Annotated in this window: 16 protein-coding genes; all 16 read right to left on the bottom strand. The window is 38.1% G+C overall.

The genetic code is table 11. The features are described 5' to 3' along the window. Positions 1 to 147: 147 nt before the first annotated feature. The gene (locus QZR70_RS01785) at positions 148 to 717 is read right to left on the bottom strand and encodes a porin family protein (protein ID WP_295231837.1); all 570 of its coding nucleotides are present in this window, start codon (positions 715 to 717) and stop codon (positions 148 to 150) included. 81 nt (positions 718 to 798) lie between these two features. Then, on the bottom strand, positions 799 to 1,839 hold the full coding sequence (gene ftsZ, locus QZR70_RS01780) for a cell division protein FtsZ (protein WP_295792662.1): 1,041 nt from the start codon (positions 1,837 to 1,839) through the stop codon (positions 799 to 801). Positions 1,840 to 1,977: 138 nt separating this feature from the next. Continuing rightward, positions 1,978 to 2,322 carry a small basic family protein gene (locus QZR70_RS01775; RefSeq protein WP_295203248.1) on the bottom strand — a complete coding sequence of 115 codons (345 nt, stop codon included), beginning with the start codon at positions 2,320 to 2,322 and terminating at the stop codon, positions 1,978 to 1,980. Continuing rightward, a complete protein-coding gene (locus tag QZR70_RS01770) occupies positions 2,319 to 3,014 on the bottom strand; it encodes a DUF881 domain-containing protein (protein ID WP_295792661.1) in 696 nt (231 codons plus the stop codon). Before QZR70_RS01770 ends, QZR70_RS01775 begins: the two co-directional genes overlap by 4 nt. A gap of 28 nt (positions 3,015 to 3,042) precedes the next feature. After that, positions 3,043 to 3,897, bottom strand: a complete 855-nt coding sequence (locus QZR70_RS01765) for a cell division protein FtsQ/DivIB (protein ID WP_105089334.1) — start codon at positions 3,895 to 3,897, stop codon at positions 3,043 to 3,045. A gap of 27 nt (positions 3,898 to 3,924) precedes the next feature. Then, positions 3,925 to 4,857, bottom strand: coding sequence for a D-alanine--D-alanine ligase (locus QZR70_RS01760; protein WP_295792658.1), 933 nt, complete (start codon positions 4,855 to 4,857; stop codon positions 3,925 to 3,927). Continuing rightward, positions 4,854 to 6,236, bottom strand: coding sequence for a UDP-N-acetylmuramate--L-alanine ligase (murC, locus tag QZR70_RS01755; protein ID WP_295792656.1), 1,383 nt, complete (start codon positions 6,234 to 6,236; stop codon positions 4,854 to 4,856). The genes QZR70_RS01760 and murC overlap by 4 nt, the downstream gene beginning before the upstream one ends. 14 nt (positions 6,237 to 6,250) lie before the next feature. Further along, positions 6,251 to 7,360 (bottom strand): undecaprenyldiphospho-muramoylpentapeptide beta-N-acetylglucosaminyltransferase, encoded by a 1,110-nt coding sequence (gene murG / locus QZR70_RS01750; protein ID WP_105089337.1) that lies wholly within the window; start codon positions 7,358 to 7,360, stop codon positions 6,251 to 6,253. Continuing rightward, entirely contained in the window at positions 7,360 to 8,730 is a 1,371-nt protein-coding gene (gene murD, locus QZR70_RS01745; RefSeq protein WP_295792654.1) for a UDP-N-acetylmuramoyl-L-alanine--D-glutamate ligase, read from the bottom strand. Before murD ends, murG begins: the two co-directional genes overlap by 1 nt. Before the next feature lie 84 nt (positions 8,731 to 8,814). Next, complete coding sequence (gene mraY, locus QZR70_RS01740; RefSeq protein WP_005386234.1) at positions 8,815 to 9,801, bottom strand: phospho-N-acetylmuramoyl-pentapeptide-transferase; 987 nt, start codon at positions 9,799 to 9,801, stop codon at positions 8,815 to 8,817. A 58-nt stretch (positions 9,802 to 9,859) separates the two neighbouring features. Next, on the bottom strand, positions 9,860 to 11,218 hold the full coding sequence (gene murF / locus QZR70_RS01735; protein ID WP_295792652.1) for a UDP-N-acetylmuramoyl-tripeptide--D-alanyl-D-alanine ligase: 1,359 nt from the start codon (positions 11,216 to 11,218) through the stop codon (positions 9,860 to 9,862). Position 11,219: 1 nt separating this feature from the next. Then, entirely contained in the window at positions 11,220 to 12,704 is a 1,485-nt protein-coding gene (locus tag QZR70_RS01730; RefSeq protein WP_295231861.1) for a UDP-N-acetylmuramoyl-L-alanyl-D-glutamate--2,6-diaminopimelate ligase, read from the bottom strand. A gap of 55 nt (positions 12,705 to 12,759) precedes the next feature. Beyond that, entirely contained in the window at positions 12,760 to 13,164 is a 405-nt protein-coding gene (gene ftsL, locus QZR70_RS01725; RefSeq protein ID WP_005386230.1) for a cell division protein FtsL, read from the bottom strand. A 21-nt stretch (positions 13,165 to 13,185) separates the two neighbouring features. Further along, on the bottom strand, positions 13,186 to 14,118 hold the full coding sequence (rsmH, locus tag QZR70_RS01720; protein WP_227720166.1) for a 16S rRNA (cytosine(1402)-N(4))-methyltransferase RsmH: 933 nt from the start codon (positions 14,116 to 14,118) through the stop codon (positions 13,186 to 13,188). Between the two features lie 9 nt (positions 14,119 to 14,127). Further along, the gene (mraZ, locus tag QZR70_RS01715) at positions 14,128 to 14,559 is read right to left on the bottom strand and encodes a division/cell wall cluster transcriptional repressor MraZ (protein WP_039969108.1); all 432 of its coding nucleotides are present in this window, start codon (positions 14,557 to 14,559) and stop codon (positions 14,128 to 14,130) included. 396 nt (positions 14,560 to 14,955) lie between these two features. Next, positions 14,956 to 17,442 (bottom strand): YadA-like family protein (locus QZR70_RS01710; RefSeq protein ID WP_295792650.1); only part of this gene is annotated, 2,487 nt, incomplete at its 5' end.

Below are 17,442 nucleotides of genomic sequence, written 5' to 3'. Positions count from 1 at the left end.
TTACGAGCTGATTTATAATAAAATTAAGGTGTATAGGATATATACAATATCCTATACAAAATATATTTATAAATAATATCCCTACAGATACCTATTTTTATAAATGTACAAAAAAAGACCACTCATTAGAGTGGTCTTTAGTTATCCTTAGAAGGAGTAGCCTACACCAGCGTGTAAACCTTTTGCAGTTTTATCGTTGTTGTTTACGCTATATTTATCATAGCCATAGTATACGTTCAAGTCTACATCAGGGCGAACTTCATATTGAGCACCTACTTGGTAAGTTTGCTTAATATCATTACCCCAACCAGCTTTAGCAAAGCCGTTAACTTTTTCTGTCAATGGTACATGACCAATAACACCTGCTTGGAAACCTAATTCAGTATCATTTGTACGAATTGCAGTACCAGCACCATATACGTTTACATTTGGATGCACTTTATAAACCAATGCTAATTGATGATCTTTAATGTCGCCATTTTTTGCATTCAATTTATCATAGGAATATTGTACAGCTGTTTTATTGGAAAGGTCGTGTTGCAAAGAAACACCAAAACCATCGTTGCTATTGCCGCCACCTTTAGATACATGTTGTTTAAATGCATAATCAGCTTGTACTTTAGTGGAACCGTCGCTAATTTTTGTTACAGGTGCTGCTGCGAATGCACTACCTGCCACAACTGTAGCTGCTAGAGTTAATAATACTAATTTCTTCATTTGTACCTCCTATACACATATCTCAAGATATGTCTTACTAAGTTACTTATTTACGAATGTTTTGATTATACACTCTATAAATTAGCGTTTCATGAATACAGGGATATCAGGGATACCACTGTTTGTTGTTGTAGTGGATGCTGGACGGGATGTAGTAGTTGTTTTGCCGAATTCTGGAACGCTTTTTGCATTAGAATTAAAGCCAGTTGCTACAACAGTGATTTGAACTTTATCGCCCAAGCTTTCATCGATAACAGAACCGAAGATGATATTTGCATCAGGATCGGCTGCTTCAGAAATGATTTCAGCTGCTTCGTTGATTTCGAACAAGCTCAAGTTTGCACTACCAGAAATGTTAAGCAAGATGCCTTTAGCACCATCAATGGAAGTTTCCAACAATGGGCTATTAATTGCCATTTTAGCAGCGTCTGCAGCACGGTTTTCACCTTCGCCAACACCAATACCCATCAAAGCTTCGCCTTGTTCAGTCATAATAGTTTTAACGTCCGCAAAGTCAAGGTTGATTAAACCAGGAACTTGGATCAAATCGGAAATGCCTTTGATACCTTGACGAAGAACGTCATCAGCTGTGCGGAATGCATCGCTCAAAGAACATTTTTTATCTACTACTTGTAACAATTTGTCATTAGGAATAACGATGATTGTATCAACTTTTTGAGTCAAGAACTCAATGCCTTTTTCTGCTTGTGCACGACGACGTTTACCTTCAAATGCGAAAGGTTTAGTTACAACGCCTACTGTTAATGCACCGATTTCTTTAGCACATTCAGCTACAATTGGAGCAGCACCAGTACCAGTACCACCGCCCATACCAGCAGTTACGAATACCATATCAGCACCTTCAAGGGCTTTAATGATTTCTTCACGGCTTTCTTGAGCTGCTTCTTCACCGATTTGTGGGTTAGCGCCTGCGCCAAGACCTTTAGTAACTTTTTCACCGATTTGAATTGTTACATCCGCTTTAGACAATTCAAGTACTTGGCTTTCTGTATTAGCAGACAAGAATTGAACACCTTTAAGATCGCTATCTACCATGCGATTAACAGCGTTATTACCGCCGCCACCAACACCGATAACTTTAATATTTGCAAAATCAGACATTGAACTTCCTCCTCTTATCGTTATCTATTGTATCAATATACGTCCCAATGTATCGATTTATATACTGACTATCTTATAACAATTACATTTATTTTACACTAAAATTTAAAAACTTTCCACTATATAGAATGTGATTTATTAGAACCGCTTAGTCATAATTATCTTGCGTATAGCGCCTACATTAATAAACACACGTAACCCAAACCCAATGAGGGCCACATAGTATAGATTAATGCCTATTAAATCACCAACATATACAAGAATAACAGCTAACACCATATTTGAAAAGAACCCAATTACAAAGTTGCTAAGATCAAAGGTTCTTTCTAGTGCCGCTCGACTGCCTCCGAATACTGCATCTAATGCTGCTAGAACTGCTACGGATGTATAGTTCGAATAACTAGCAGGGATATGAAGTGGTGCTATCCATCCTAAGGTAGCCCCTATGATTAGGCCAATGATGGCAAAGATATAGATGTTCATTCTTTACCTCCTAACTCATTAGGCTTCATATGTTCCTCTCTAAAGGTACCGGTGAAAGCAGGAATCGCTACATCCTCTTCTTGCTTTATAGTTACCTTTATACCCCAATGTTTAAGCGAATCTACTACACCACCACGCATAGTTAGCGCCGAATTTAATGTCTTTGGATCCCCAATTGCTTTTACCGTAAAAGGAGCGCCAAAGACCTTACCATTTACAGTAATAGTTGGTCCTGAACATCGTATTTCAGACGTTCCTATAAGGCGTTGATCATTAATAGCTATTGCTTCAGCCCCACCAGCCCGTAATTCATTGACAATTCTAAGGATATCTTCATCATGAATTACATACAAATTAGGATTTTCACCACTTTGCACAGGCTTTAAGCTATCTTCAATCAACACGCTAACACCTGGACCTTTAACATTTGTTAAAGCCGCTTTCATCATAAGCTGTTCATCAGCTTTACCATCGCCATTAGTACCAGATTTTTTTAGTGATTCAATTTGCTTTAATAAAGCATCCCGTTCACTCTGGGCCTCTCGCAATTGTACTGCTAAATCACCAGTCCGTTGTAAGCGAATATTTTCTTCTATATTATCTTGCGTCATCTTATATTGGGTTACAACCATGAACCCCAATATACAGCTGACTATGGCAATTGCCCACCGTTCGTGTCTCACGACAATCATCTACCTTTTATATTCAACATGACCTTATTTATCTTGTTTTTGTCTCATCCTTCTTAGTAGATGAATTTTCTGTAGTCGGTGCTCCATTTTGATGTTTTTTGCCTTCCGGCATCACATCGGTTTTAATGTACGGTGACGAAACATTTACATCTATATACTGTACATTACCATGAGTCTTTTTAATATCTTGTAACATCGACTGAGTTAGCTCTGCTTTTTTGGCTAAGTCTTTGCCATCTCCCAGTCGAATCTGTACACCTGAAACAGTATATGCCATTATTGCATCAGGATCTCCGATATTTACCTCCGCAATGTTCTTGAATGTCTCCTCATCGAGTGAGTTCAAATATTCAAGAGCAGCCAATATCGGCTTATCTACCACCGTATCTCCTAAGAGTATGTTTCCAGCTTTCACACCAGAAATCATAGGCACCGATGTATCTTGAATAGCAGGCTCAGATGCAATCACTTGACCTTTACCATCAAGGGTCAAGTATCCAAACTGAGCTGGTACAACTGCAACAGCCTTGCGTTCCACTACATTTACCACCATTGTAAGTGGCAACTGATAGCTAATTTGAGCCTCTTCGACACGTAAGTCTTTCGACAATCTAGTTTTTAATTTTTCTGTACTAATTTGCAATATATTAACAGGTTCATGGATATCACCTGCTACCATTACATCTTGTACAGTTACCTTATCCGATCCAGTAACTTTTAAGGATCCAAAAGGAATAGGTAGTGTAAACAACCCCACCAACACGAGAGTAACTGCACCACCGATTTTTAACACTCGTTTTCTAAATACAGCCCGTTCATCACGAACAGGTGTAGAAGACTGCATCTCCCCAGAGTTGGATGGATGGTTTTGCTTATCATCCATAGTTAACTCCTTATCTTCTATTAGCCCTTAAAATTTCCCTATACTAGCTGTTAATAGAATTTTTTCACATAATGTTGGGAAGTCAATTCCCATTTCTTTAGCTGCTTTTGGTACTAAAGACGTTGCTGTCATACCAGGCACAGTGTTATATTCAAGAACATACATCTTATCGGCATGATCTGTCATAACATCAACACGAATAACCCCACTGCCTTGTACTTCGCGATACACAAGTTCCCCAATGCGTTGCATTTCAGCAGTCATTTCTTCACTAATAGGTGCTGGCACTAAATACTCGGTAGCACCTACAGTATACTTACTCTTGTAGTCATATTCACCAGAATGTGGACGAATTTCAATAACAGACAATGCTTTACCATCTAAAACAGATACTGTAAATTCACGACCATCAAGGAATTGTTCTACCACGAGAATAGGGTCATATTTAAGAGCTTCCGTTACAGCCTCTGCTAACTGAGCTTCATCGCGAACAATAGTAACCCCAATACTAGAACCTTGAGTAGCAGATTTCACAACTACTGGAATTGTAAAATCTTTACGGATATGTTCAATAATAGTCTCTGCAGATTCAAGATTACCATTGAAGGACTCGGAAGCCGCCGTAGGAATATTGGCACCTTTAAACACATCTTTACTTACTTTTTTATTCATCCCTACTGCATGAGCCATGATACCGGACCCAGTGTATGGAATTTCAGCCATTTCTAATAAGCCTTGTAATGCACCGTCTTCACCATAACGGCCGTGAATGGCATTAAATACTACTTCACCACCGAGGGCTTCAATATCTTTTAAAACAGTACGTGGATTAAGTTCTAATGTTTGAGCATTATAACCTTTGCTTTCAAGTGCTTCCGCAATAGCCGCACCAGTACGGCGAGATACTTCAGCCTCTTTGGAAGGACCACCCATCAATACGATTATTTTTTTATCTTTCATTGTAAGCCTTCCTCCAATATAGCTAATAATTTTGGTCCATATTGATTAATAGAACCTGCACCCATAGTGATAACCAAGTCATTAGGTCTTACTACTTTTGATAATACCTCAGGCAAATCATCAACAGAAGGCACATAATGTACATCTTGACCTGTGGCCTCTTTAATAGCATTTGGAATCGTATGTCCATCAATGCCAGGGATTGGATCTTCACCAGAGCTATAGATATCTGTCATGTATACTTCATCAGCGCTTGTAAAAGCAGTGGCAAATTCATCCTTTAACAAGCTAGTACGAGTAAAGCGATGTGGTTGGAATACACAGATAACACGATGTTTTTCCAACTCTTTAGCAGCCTTTAAGGTAGCTTTAATTTCAGTAGGATGATGAGCATAGTCATCAACAACCCATACACCTGCTACATGGCCTTTAGTTTCAAAACGGCGTTTTGCACCGATGAATTTACCTAAGCCTTTAGTAATAATACGTGTTTCTACACCACAGCAATCATGAGCCACAATAAAGGCAGCCAAGGAGTTCAATACATTATGTTCACCAGGAACACGCAAGCGAATACGCTCAATATTTACACCCTTATGATATACATCATAAACCAATGTAGAATCTACATAATGAATATTTTTAGCTACATAGTCATTATTATCGCTTAAGCCATATGTAATGAAGTTACGATTTACACGACTCATAACATAACGAATATTTTCATTATCGCCACATACGATTGCTTTGCCAGATTCTGGTAATGTTTCTACGAACTCACAGAATGCATTTAGCAAGTTATCCATCGTTTTGTAATGATCCATATGATCATCTTCAATATTAGTAATAACAATGGTGTGTGGACGTAGTTTCAAGAAAGAACCATCACTTTCATCTGCTTCTACTACAGAGAAATGGCCTTTACCAAGGCAACTACTACCTTTTAAATAATCTACTTCACCACCAATAATAACTGTTGGATCAGCGTCTGCTTCTACTAAAATTTGACCAATCATGGAAGTAGTAGAAGTTTTACCGTGTGCGCCGGCTACTGCAATGCCATCTGTTACGTCTAACACAGCTTTTACAATATCGGAACGGTGCAAAATTGTAATGCCTTGTTCTTTTGCCGCTACAATTTCAGGATTATCTTCACGAATAGCTGTAGAACGAACTACAGCATCAACGCCATTTACATACTCTTTATTATGACCAATATGAACGGTAGCGCCCATATTTCTGAACTTTTCAATAACTGCAGATTCAGTTACATCTGAACCAGATACATCATAACCTTTTTGAATTAATATATTCGCTATAGCACGCATGCCAGACCCACCTATACCAATAAGGTGAATCTTATGAATACCGTCTAACATAAAACCTCTCCTTGTTACTTTGCAATAGATAATGCTAATTTTGCAATATCATGAGCCGCGTTTGGTTTCCCTAATTGCAATGCTCGTTCTCCCATTTGTGATAATAAATCACGATTGGCCATAAACATTTCAATTTCCCCTATCAAATCATGAGCACTTAACATTTGATCAACGATCATATGAGCAGCCCCTTCTTGAACAAAAATACGGGCATTATATGTTTGATGATCTTCCGCTGCATATGGATATGGTACCAACACAGAAGGAATACCTCGAACCGCCAGCTCAGCCAGCCCGATAGCACCAGATCTAAAGACTGCTAAATCAGCTGCTGCCAAAGCTTTTGGCATATCATGTAGATATGGCAGAATCACTGAAGAATCACCTAAACCATCACCGTCGGTAATACCAAGCTGAGATAACACAGATTTGTATTCTCCGTCCCCTGTAATATGGATTAATTTGATTCCTTTTGTTCCTTGAAAATGCTTATGTACATCAATCATAGCATTATTGATAGTTCGCGCCCCCCGAGAACCACCTGCTATGAGAACTGTAAATGTGTCATCACTTAAATTAAAATAATTACGTCCATCAGCTCTAGTATCGACTAATACATCAGGGCGTACTGGGTTACCAGTATACACTACACGTTTTGCCTTTGAAAAAGATGCTTCTGCATCCTTGTAGCCCACGGCTACTACATCAACAAAACGGCTTAGAATTTTATTTGTAATACCTGCAATGACATTTTGTTCCTGTATCAATGTTGGAATGTTGCGCAATGCTGCAGCCATGAGAATAGGACCACAGACATAACCACCAGTACCAATAACTACATCCGGCTTAAAGTTAGAAATGATTGTATTGGCTTTCACAAGAGAGAAAGCAGTCTTACCTAACGTCACTAACGTACCAAAAGATAATTTACGTTGCAAACCTTGTACGGGTAATGTAGTAAACTCAATGCCTTCTTTAGGCACTAAGGTTGCTTCTAAGCCCTTTTCAGTTCCTACATATAAAACCTGTGCATCAGGGTTCTGCTTCATAATTTCCTTATATATAGTTATTGCTGGATATATATGTCCACCGGTGCCACCACCTGAAATAATGATACGTTTCATTAATGGTGTCTCCCTTCTTGCAACATATGAACACAATTTTTAAAATCATCGCCACGTTCTTCAAAACAGCTGTACCAATCAAAGCTTGAACAAGCTGGTGATAATAATACAATATCACCTTGATTAGCCAATTTATAACCTTGTCCAACAGCATCTTTCATGGATGAAGCTCTGTAAATAGGCTGAACGCCAGCCTCTTTTGCAGCAGCTTCAAATCGGTCCGCCGCTTCACCCATAAAGATAACAGCTTTTGTATGATCTTTAACAAGCTGCATAAAATCTTCTAATGGAGTCATTTTATCATGACCACCAGCTAATAAAATAACTGATTGGTCAAAGGATTCCAATGCTTTTACAACAGAGTCAACATTAGTAGCTTTAGAGTCATTATAGAATGTAACGCCATCAATCGTTTTAACTCGTTCTAATCGATGTTCAACACCATGGAACTCGCTAATAATGCGATGGATAGTTTCTACGGGCACACCTAACGCATAGGTTAAAGTGATAACAGTTAAAATATTTTCAATATTATGACTACCTGGAATATGGATATCATCGCTTCCAATAACAGGCGTTGCCTTACCATCCTTTGTTACATAACATTGTCCTTTATCATAGTAAGCACCATTTGACACCACTTGATGTTGACTAATTTTAAGGATATGGCTAGGCACACGATGTTCCATATCTGCCACAATTGGATCATCAATATTAAGCACCATAAAATCTGTACTTAATTGATTTTCAAAGATTCGTTCCTTTGCAGCAATATAATTTTCCATCGTCTTGTGACGAGCTAAATGGTCTGGTGTAATATTGAGCATAATAGCACCAACCGGTCTAAAATGCTTAATTGTTTCTAATTGATAGCTAGATAGTTCAGCTACCAAGAAACCATCTGCTGGCATGGAATAGGCAACTTCACTGAGAGAATCCCCTATATTGCCACCAACGCGAACTGGTTTTCCAGTGCCTTCCAATACCTTAGTTAATAATGTAGTAGTAGTAGTCTTACCATTGGTACCAGTAACGGCAACAATTGGAGATTTAGATAACTCATAAGCTACTTCAACTTCACTAACTACATCAATTCCACGTGCTTGAGCAGCTTTTACAATTGGAATATCTAAAGAAATACCTGGAGAAATAACAATACGATCCACGCCATCAAGCAAGGATTCGTCTTGTAGACCTGTAATAATCTCCACACCCGCTGATACTAGTCTTTTTTCCTCATCTGCAGGCAGTGTAACAGGCTTATAATCATTTAACACTACATGGGCCCCAACTTGAGCTAACACCCAAGATGCGCCTATACCGCTGGCACCAGCGCCCAGAACAAGTATATGTTTGTCTCCGTATTCCATCTGTATCACCTAAATTATCAACAAAAATAATGTATTCCTATCTTATAAGCATACCATTATTTGCGGCTTCCGTTAAGTATTATCTTACAAAGTTATAGTCGCTAAAATGACACCAATAACAGCTAATACAGCACCACCAAACCAGAAGCGATTAACAACAGTTTGTTCAGCCCAACCAGACAACTCAAAATGATGGTGAATAGGGCTCATTTTAAATACTCGTACACCACGAGTTTTAAAGGAAATAACTTGAATAATAACGGATAACGCTTCCATAACAAAAATACCGCCAATTACAACGAGTAACAACTCTGTTTTTGTAAGAATCGCCATCGCCGCAAAAGCACCACCTAATGCTAAAGAACCTGTATCCCCCATAAATACTTTTGCAGGGTTTACATTGTATACCAAGAAACCAAGGCATACAGCGGCTACAATGGCACCATAGTAAGCAACGCTTTCAGCGCCAATAGAATTTGTTGTGGATGCAGCCATAAGGCCGATAACGGAGAAGGCAATGGCAGCTACAGCAGATGTACCACTAGCTAAACCATCAAGACCATCTGTAAGATTTACAGCATTCGTAGCACCTACGATAATTAAAAATGCCAATACATAATAAGCCCAACCTAATTGAAGGTGAATATCTGCTACAGGAATCCACAATGTGGTAGGAATAACCATAATTTCAGTAATACAGTAACAGAATATGGCAGCCAAAATAAATTGACCTAGTAATTTTTGCTTAGCTGTCAAACCAAGATTACGTTTTTTTACAGCTTTTACAAAATCATCAAAAAAGCCCAATAAACAATGACCTAATGTTAGGAATAATAACATACCAGTACCCACATTCCACGGTGCAAATAAAGCAACCCCAATAACGAGGGCTACCATCATAAAAGCGCCACCCATTGTTGGTGTACCAGCTTTCGCTTGATGACTTTCTGGACCTTCTTCACGAATACTTTGTTGTGCGTGCAAAGAACGCAACATAGGAATAGCAAATTTACCTAGCACTACCGTAATAATAAAGGTTACTACGAAGGCTAACAGAATGTGATATATCATACGAATCCTCTACTCATTAATAAACAGATGACGGCTAGATATAACTAGCCGTAACCTTTTATTCACGATCTTTCAATTCTTCAACAACTCGTTCCATCCGCAAACCACGGGAGCCTTTGACAAGGATAACATCCCCTTTTTCACGAATATCGCTATAGGCATTGGCCATTTCCAAATGGCTATTACAACGGAATGTAGTTAAGCCTGCTTTTTTAGCTTCTTTAGCTATAAAGGCAGCAGCATCACCGAATGTGAAGACCACACTATAACCTTCTTCAGCAAGTAATTGACCAATTTCACGATGTGCTTGTTCAGTATAATCACCAAGTTCAAGCATATCACCAAGCATAGCAATTTTACGTTTACCTTCTAGCTGACCCAAAGCTTTTATCGCTTCAGCCATAGAAGAAGGATTTGCATTATACGCGTCATTTAAGATAACAATATCTTCAAATGGTACGATTTCTTGGCGCATAGGAGTGCCTGTAAATTCGCTTAAGCCCTTACGGATCGTATTAGACTTAATGCCTAGCACACGACCAGCTACGATTGCTGCCAATGCGTCATATACATTGTGTTCACCAATCATAGGCAAGAAGATATCAAATACTTCGTCATAACATTTGCATGTAAATTTAATACCATCTTTTTTATAACGCAAATGACTGCCAATACATGTGGCATTACGTTCGATACCATAGGTAATAGTTTTACCTTTAGCAAGGCTATCCATAGCTTTAACATATGGATCATCTTCATTGAGAATAGCCACACTATTTTCAGGCAAGCAACGAATTAACTCACCTTTAGCTTGTGCGATGGCTTCACGAGAACCTAATAGCTCAATATGGCTAGTACCAACATTGGTAATAATACCCATAGTTGGTTCTGCAATCAACGCAAGCTCCTCGATTTGACCAAGGCCACGCATGCCCATTTCAACAACACAAGCTTGATGTTCTGCAGTTAAACGCAACAATGTTTTTGGCAAACCAATTTCATTGTTAAAGTTTTTCTCAGTTTTCAAAACATTAAATTCGGTACCGAGTACAGCATCTACCATTTCCTTTGTTGTAGTTTTACCAGAAGAACCAGTAATAGCGACTACAGGGATATCAAAGCGACGACGATGGTAACGTGCTAAATTTTGATACGCTACCAATGTATTATCTACTTCAATACATACAATGCCGTCCACTGCACGACCCTTTTCTACGATTGCACCAGTAGCGCCCTTTTCGATAGCTGTATTAATAAAATCATGACCATCAAAGGTATCGCCTTTTAAGGCTACAAATAAAAAGCCTGATTCAATCGTTCTTGTATCAGTAGATACATCTAAAAACTTAATATTGTCGGTATGTGCACTCGTCCCTTGTGTGGCTTCTACCACTTGAGACAATGTAAATTCTGCCATATTAGATCTCCTTGAGGGCTGCTCGCGCCTCTTCACGATCATCAAAATGAATCGTTTTATCCTTTAAGATTTGGTAATCCTCATGCCCCTTACCTGCAATTAGTACAATATCCCCAGGTTTTGCATTTTGTATTGCATGTTGAATCGCTTCCCGACGATCAACGATAACTTCATAGTGAGAGCCTTCACGAAGTCCTTCTTTAACGCCTACCTCTACATCTTTCACAATTTGCACAGGATCTTCTGTGCGAGGATTGTCAGATGTAACATATACTACATCGCCATATTGTGCAGCAATGCGCCCCATGATAGGACGTTTCGTAGCATCTCGGTCACCACCACAACCAAAGACTACAATAATGCGATTTTCTTGAATAGCTTTTGCAGTTTGCAAAATATTTTCTAACCCATCTGGTGTATGTGCATAGTCTACAACAACTGCAAATGGTTGCCCTTCTTCAATAAGCTCAAAACGACCAGGCACAGCGCTAAATGTTTTCAATGCCTTATCTATATCTTCCATGGAGATACCTTCTAACAGACAAGCCCCAATAGCGGCCAATGTATTATATACATTAAACAAACCAGTTGTATTCATAGCCACTGTATAGTCATTACCATCATAGGATACCGTATAACGACTAGATTTAGGAGTCATTTCAACATCATGAGCATTCAACGTTCCTTTACCATCAATACTGTATGTAATGATAGGCGCCGTTGTTTTTTCAATTACACGATGACCATACTCGTCATCGATATTGATGATAGCCCCTTTACCAGATTTAGTTTGGTTCGGCGCGCTAACTTGTTCAAATAATTTACACTTAGCTGCCAAATAATTTTCAAAGGTCTTGTGAAAGTCCAAATGATCTTGTGTTAAGTTCGTGAATACTGCTGTATCATATTCAACACCAGAAACCCGACCTAATGCTAATGCATGGGAAGATACTTCCATGACACAATGGGTAACGCCTTCTTCTACCATTTGATGAAGAATATGTTGTAAATCTACTACATCAGGCGTTGTATTATGAATTGGATAGGATGTATCACCAATCATAATATGAACGGTACCAATAACGCCTACTTTATGGCCTTGACCTTTCAAAATATGACGAATCATATGAGTTGTAGTCGTTTTACCATTAGTACCAGTAACACCGATCATACGCATGGAATTGGCTGGATAATCAAAGAAATATGGCACACAAGCCATCATAGCTTTTCGAGTATCCTCTACAGTGATAACACAAACATCACCACATACCTCTACCGGTTTAGATACAAGTACTGCTACAGCACCAGCTTCAACAGCTTTATTTACATAATTATGACCATCTACAGTGGCACCATCTAATGCAATAAATAAGCTACCTGCTTTTACTGCACGAGAATCAGCCGTAATATCTAAGACCTCAACAGCTGTATTGCCTTCTACATGCGGTGTTTGCAAAGTTTTTACTATATCTTGTAATTGTTTCATATACAATCTCCTTTACACGCAAAGGAAAGCAGCCCAATACGAGCTGCTTTGCCTGCTAGTCTATAATTTGCTGTTTCTCTTGTACAGTACGTTCAGTAACAGCGCTTTTTGTACTATAAACAAAAGAATCAGGCAAAACCATCCCTAGTTGTTGTTCTGCGATTTGTTGAATACGAACAGGAGACTTCAAAGAAGCCACTTCAACATCCAACGCATCATTATCCTTTGTTAATTGTACTACAGCTTGCTGTGTTTTAACTACTTCATAGCCTAATTTTGTGCTGTACGCATTCATAACCATCATGATAAGCAAAAATGCAACCAATGCAGCAATACCATATACAACCTGCCACATCATAGGGCTCAAATCTAGAGCCACATTTGCACTACGTTTTCTCCCTTGTGAAGCGACCAACACATCGCTTTTAACTTGGCCCACAACAGCCTTTCTCGCTAACATAAACACTAACCCCTTCCAATTCTACAACTTGACGGCTACGCGTAACTTTGCGCTTCTAGCCCTCGGATTAACCTCAATCTCCCCTGCACTCGGCTCTATAGCCTTATTCTTCGCCTTCACAACTGCCTTGTGGTTACAAACGCACATTGGCAATTCTGGAGGACATATACATGCTGTACTCAACTCTTTGAAAGTTTGTTTTGTAATTCGATCTTCCAAGGAGTGGAATGTGATAACCCCAATTTTCCCCTTTGGTTTCAACATGGATACAGCATCTACAAAACTATCATGCAAGATAGCTAATTCTCTATTTACTTCAATGCGAATGGCTTGGAACGTCCGTTTTGCCGGATGTGGTCCATCTTGACGCGCCTTCGCAGGTATTGCTTGCTTAATAATTCTAACTAACTCACCAGTAGTGGTAATTCGTTTTTCTTGACGTGCATTAATGATGAATTCAACAATGCGCTTAGCCCATCGCTCTTCACCATAGTCGCGGATAATTTGCAATAATGCTTCAGCATCATATTCATTAACAACCTCTTCTGCCGTTAATGGAGCGTCCTTATCCATACGCATATCAAGTGGGCCATCATTCATATATGAAAAGCCACGCTCCGGTGTATCCAGTTGATAGCTAGATACGCCAAGATCAAAGATAAATCCATCTACTTCATAGATACCCTCATTATGGAGAGCTTCTTTTAAGTTAGAAAAGTTCGTCGGTATTGTTAACACCTGACATGTTAAATCAGATAAACGCTGTCGAGCTACGCTCAACGCATCTTCATCTTGATCCAACCCTATAATCATGCCTTCTGGGTCTAGCATCTCGCCCACAGCATGGGCATGTCCTGCACCACCCAGAGTACAGTCCACATAGATGCCTTTTGGATTAGTTACGACGGAGTCCACCGTTTCGCGTAAAAGTACGCTGGTATGATTAAATTCCATCATAGCCTCCTATAACATAATCCCTTCTAGACCTTCGACAAGTTCTTCCATACTTTCAGCCACTTGATCATCATAGTAATCATATTTTTCGCGGCTCCAAATTTCAACGTGATCCCCCGCACCGACAATAACGGCCTGTTTATCAAGGCTCGCATATTCACGTAGTGGTACAGGAATGAGGACACGACCTTGTTTATCATATTCAAGCTCAGCGGCACTACCAAAAACAAAACGTTTTAAGGCACGTACGCTAGCTTTAGTGGAGGATTGTGATTGTAAAGCTGCAGAAATTTTCTTCCACGCTTCTTCGGTGTAAATAGCTAAGCAGTTATCTAGGCCCTTAGTAACAATACATACTTCGCCTAGTTGTTCACGTATTTTCGCGGGTATAATCATCCGCCCTTTTGTATCAATGGTGTGATTATATTCTCCCATGAACATACGTATCACCGCCCTTTACTATTCCTTATCCACCACTATATGGTAAATTCTACCACAATTCCCCACCAATCACAATAAAAAATCCATTTTTATCCCACTTTTTTATATTTTTCTTTCATAATCTCTATTTTTCTCTTCTTTTCTAAGATACATATGTTCGAAATTAAATAATAATCGAATCATAACAACCACTCCCCACCACCAGGGGCCCAATTTTAGTTTTATCCGTCTAATCCCCACCACAATATCCCCATAAGCTCTATAACACTTCAATCAAACGATATATAGGAAGACAATCACCACAAATCCACACAAAAGAAAACCGCGTAGCATTTCTGCTACGCGGTTTCTATACCTACGATAGATTATAGTGTAACCCATCGGTTGGGAGGCATATTATTTAGTTGTTTTTACAGCTGCTTTTGGAGCTTGTTGTGGTTGTTGTGCAATCACTTTATCAAGAAGTTCACGAATTTCTTTGTTTTGTGCTTGCAAATCAGCCACTTGATCCTCAAGAACTTTTACAGTTGCAGGGGATGCTTTAGGAGCTGTAGGAGCATTACCAATACCGATTGTTACACCAGCATTTGCCATTACGCTATGGTCACCACCATAAGCAGCACCAGCATGGATTAATAAATCAGGATTTGCATAATGTGCTACACCCAATGCAGTAGATGTTTTACCTTTGTAAGTACCAACAGCCGCCATAATTTGAGCTTTTTGACCTTCGTGGTATTCGATAGGTTTCAATGCTGCTAATGCTGCTGCATTAGCACCTACAACTTTAACATCACGTTCTACGCTGCTAATGCGGCGAGAGTTTTCTGCGATTTGTGCATCATGTTGAACAAGTGTTGCATGATCTTGTAATGCAATGTTGGAAGCTTTCAAGCTGTAATTTGCAGCTTCTGCTAATGTACTGATATCTTGAGTATTTTTATTTACTTGCAAGCCCAATACATTAACTTTTTCATTGTTTTCTAATGCAATAGCACCAATGTTCTTAGTTAATGTAACGTTTTCATCAACTTTAGTGTTTACATCAGCAATGTCTTGAGTATTTTTATTTACTTGTAAACCTAATACACTAACCTTTTCATGATTTTCTAATGCTAGAGTACCAACAGCTTTAGTTAATTGTGCATTTTCATTAACTTGTTTAGCTACTTCAGTTACACGATTATCTACTTTAGTAATATTTGTAACATTAGTATCTACTTTAGCATTTAGAGTGTTGATGTTTGTAGTGTTTGTATTAACTTGGTTAGTTACTTTGCTAATATTGCTTGTGTTTGTATTAACTTGGTTAGTTACATTTGTAATATTAGTTGTATTTTGGTTAACAACATTATTGATATTAGCAATATTAGTTGTATTAGTATTAACTTGTTTAGATACGTCGTTAATAACTTTGCTATGTTCATCAACTTTGTTGATTACTTTTTGTACAGTTACATTAGTATTTTGAATTGCTTCAGCATTTTGTTTGATCGCTGCTTTGTTAATATTGATGTTTTCAGTATTATGTTTGATTGCTTCAGTATTAACAGAAACTTGGCTTTGAACATTTTTAATGCGTTCTTCGTTAGCATTTGCTTTTTGAGTATTAGCATTAACTTGTTCTTTCACTTTGTTTACATCAGCACTTACATTTTGCAAGTTCTTAATTGCTTCAGTATTTTTGCCAACTTGATCTTTCAAGCCAGATACATCAGTTTTGATATTGTTGATTACAGTATTTTGGTTATTAACTTTTACGTCAATATCATTTACCTTGCTATCAATATTAGTTACTCTGCTATCGATATTAGTTACTTTATTGTTAATAGTAGTAACTTTGTTATCAATGTTTGTAACTTTAGCATCAATATTCTTCACATCGTTTTTAACGTTAGTAATATTGTTGTTTACAATATTGATTTTTTGATCAACTTTAGCATTGATGTTTGTGATATCAGCTTTTACTACTGTTACATCAGCTTTAATATTGTTTACATTCTTTTCAACGTTAACAACATTAGCTTTAATGTTATTAATATTGGAAGTATTATTTTGAATGTTTACAGTATTAGCTTGGATGTTGCTATTTTGAGCGTTAATGTTTTGAGTAATATTTTCTACTTTTTGAGCTACATTAACGATTGTAGTATTGCCTTTACCAACTTGACCTTTCAAGGATTCGATAGCTTGAGAGTTAGCATCAACTTTACCAGTTAAGTTGTTAATAGCAGTTGTATTAGATTCAATACGACCAGTATTAGCATTTACTTTAGCAGTTACATCTGTAATGTTAGCTGTGTTACCAGCAACTTGTTTGCTAATGTTTGCAATAGCTGTTGCATTGTTAGAAATGTTAGTTGTGTTATTTGTAACTTGTTTGCTTACATTAGCAATAGCTGCAGTGTTATTAGCAATGTTAGTAGTGTTGTTAGTTACATCTGTGCGGATAGCTTTGATATCTGCAGTGTTAACATCTACTTTATTGCTGATATTTGTCACATTAGCTTTAATGTCAGTAATAGCTTTGCTATTATCAACAATTGCTTTTGCGTTAGCATCAACTTTAACATTTACTTCATTAACTTTGCTGTTAATTGTGTTGTTAATTACTGTGTTGTTTTCGCTAATTGCATTTGCAATGTTTTTGTTAATAACAGTGTTGTTATTAGTAATGGCAGTGTTGATATCTTTTCTAATTACTGTGTTGTTAGCTTCAATCTTAGCATTGATTGTGTTTTCAACATTAGTAACTGTTGTGCCAACTTGGCCTTTTAATGCTTTAATAGCATCTTCATTAGCGCTAATACGTGTAGAGTTATCTACAATGTTACCTTGTAAGTAATCTAAGCGTTGATCATGACTATCTACACGTGCAGTAAG

The organism is uncultured Veillonella sp. (genome assembly GCF_900545205.1).
GTDB lineage: Bacteria > Bacillota > Negativicutes > Veillonellales > Veillonellaceae > Veillonella.
The sequence above is the reverse complement of the archived record's forward strand: the minus strand, read 5'-3'. Positions and strand labels throughout refer to the sequence as shown.

Excerpts from the sequence above, each read along its gene's own strand:
- QZR70_RS01785 (WP_295231837.1), bottom strand. The coding sequence starts at position 717 with ATGAAGAAATTAGTATTATTAACTCTAGCAGCTACAGTTGTGGCAGGT.
- ftsZ (WP_295792662.1), bottom strand. The coding sequence starts at position 1,839 with ATGTCTGATTTTGCAAATATTAAAGTTATCGGTGTTGGTGGCGGCGGT.
- QZR70_RS01775 (WP_295203248.1), bottom strand. The coding sequence starts at position 2,322 with ATGAACATCTATATCTTTGCCATCATTGGCCTAATCATAGGGGCTACC.
- QZR70_RS01770 (WP_295792661.1), bottom strand. The coding sequence starts at position 3,014 with ATGATTGTCGTGAGACACGAACGGTGGGCAATTGCCATAGTCAGCTGT.
- QZR70_RS01765 (WP_105089334.1), bottom strand. The coding sequence starts at position 3,897 with ATGGATGATAAGCAAAACCATCCATCCAACTCTGGGGAGATGCAGTCT.
- QZR70_RS01760 (WP_295792658.1), bottom strand. The coding sequence starts at position 4,857 with ATGAAAGATAAAAAAATAATCGTATTGATGGGTGGTCCTTCCAAAGAG.
- murC (WP_295792656.1), bottom strand. The coding sequence starts at position 6,236 with ATGTTAGACGGTATTCATAAGATTCACCTTATTGGTATAGGTGGGTCT.
- murG (WP_105089337.1), bottom strand. The coding sequence starts at position 7,360 with ATGAAACGTATCATTATTTCAGGTGGTGGCACCGGTGGACATATATAT.
- murD (WP_295792654.1), bottom strand. The coding sequence starts at position 8,730 with ATGGAATACGGAGACAAACATATACTTGTTCTGGGCGCTGGTGCCAGC.
- mraY (WP_005386234.1), bottom strand. The coding sequence starts at position 9,801 with ATGATATATCACATTCTGTTAGCCTTCGTAGTAACCTTTATTATTACG.
- murF (WP_295792652.1), bottom strand. The coding sequence starts at position 11,218 with ATGGCAGAATTTACATTGTCTCAAGTGGTAGAAGCCACACAAGGGACG.
- QZR70_RS01730 (WP_295231861.1), bottom strand. The coding sequence starts at position 12,704 with ATGAAACAATTACAAGATATAGTAAAAACTTTGCAAACACCGCATGTA.
- ftsL (WP_005386230.1), bottom strand. The coding sequence starts at position 13,164 with ATGTTAGCGAGAAAGGCTGTTGTGGGCCAAGTTAAAAGCGATGTGTTG.
- rsmH (WP_227720166.1), bottom strand. The coding sequence starts at position 14,118 with ATGGAATTTAATCATACCAGCGTACTTTTACGCGAAACGGTGGACTCC.
- mraZ (WP_039969108.1), bottom strand. The coding sequence starts at position 14,559 with ATGTTCATGGGAGAATATAATCACACCATTGATACAAAAGGGCGGATG.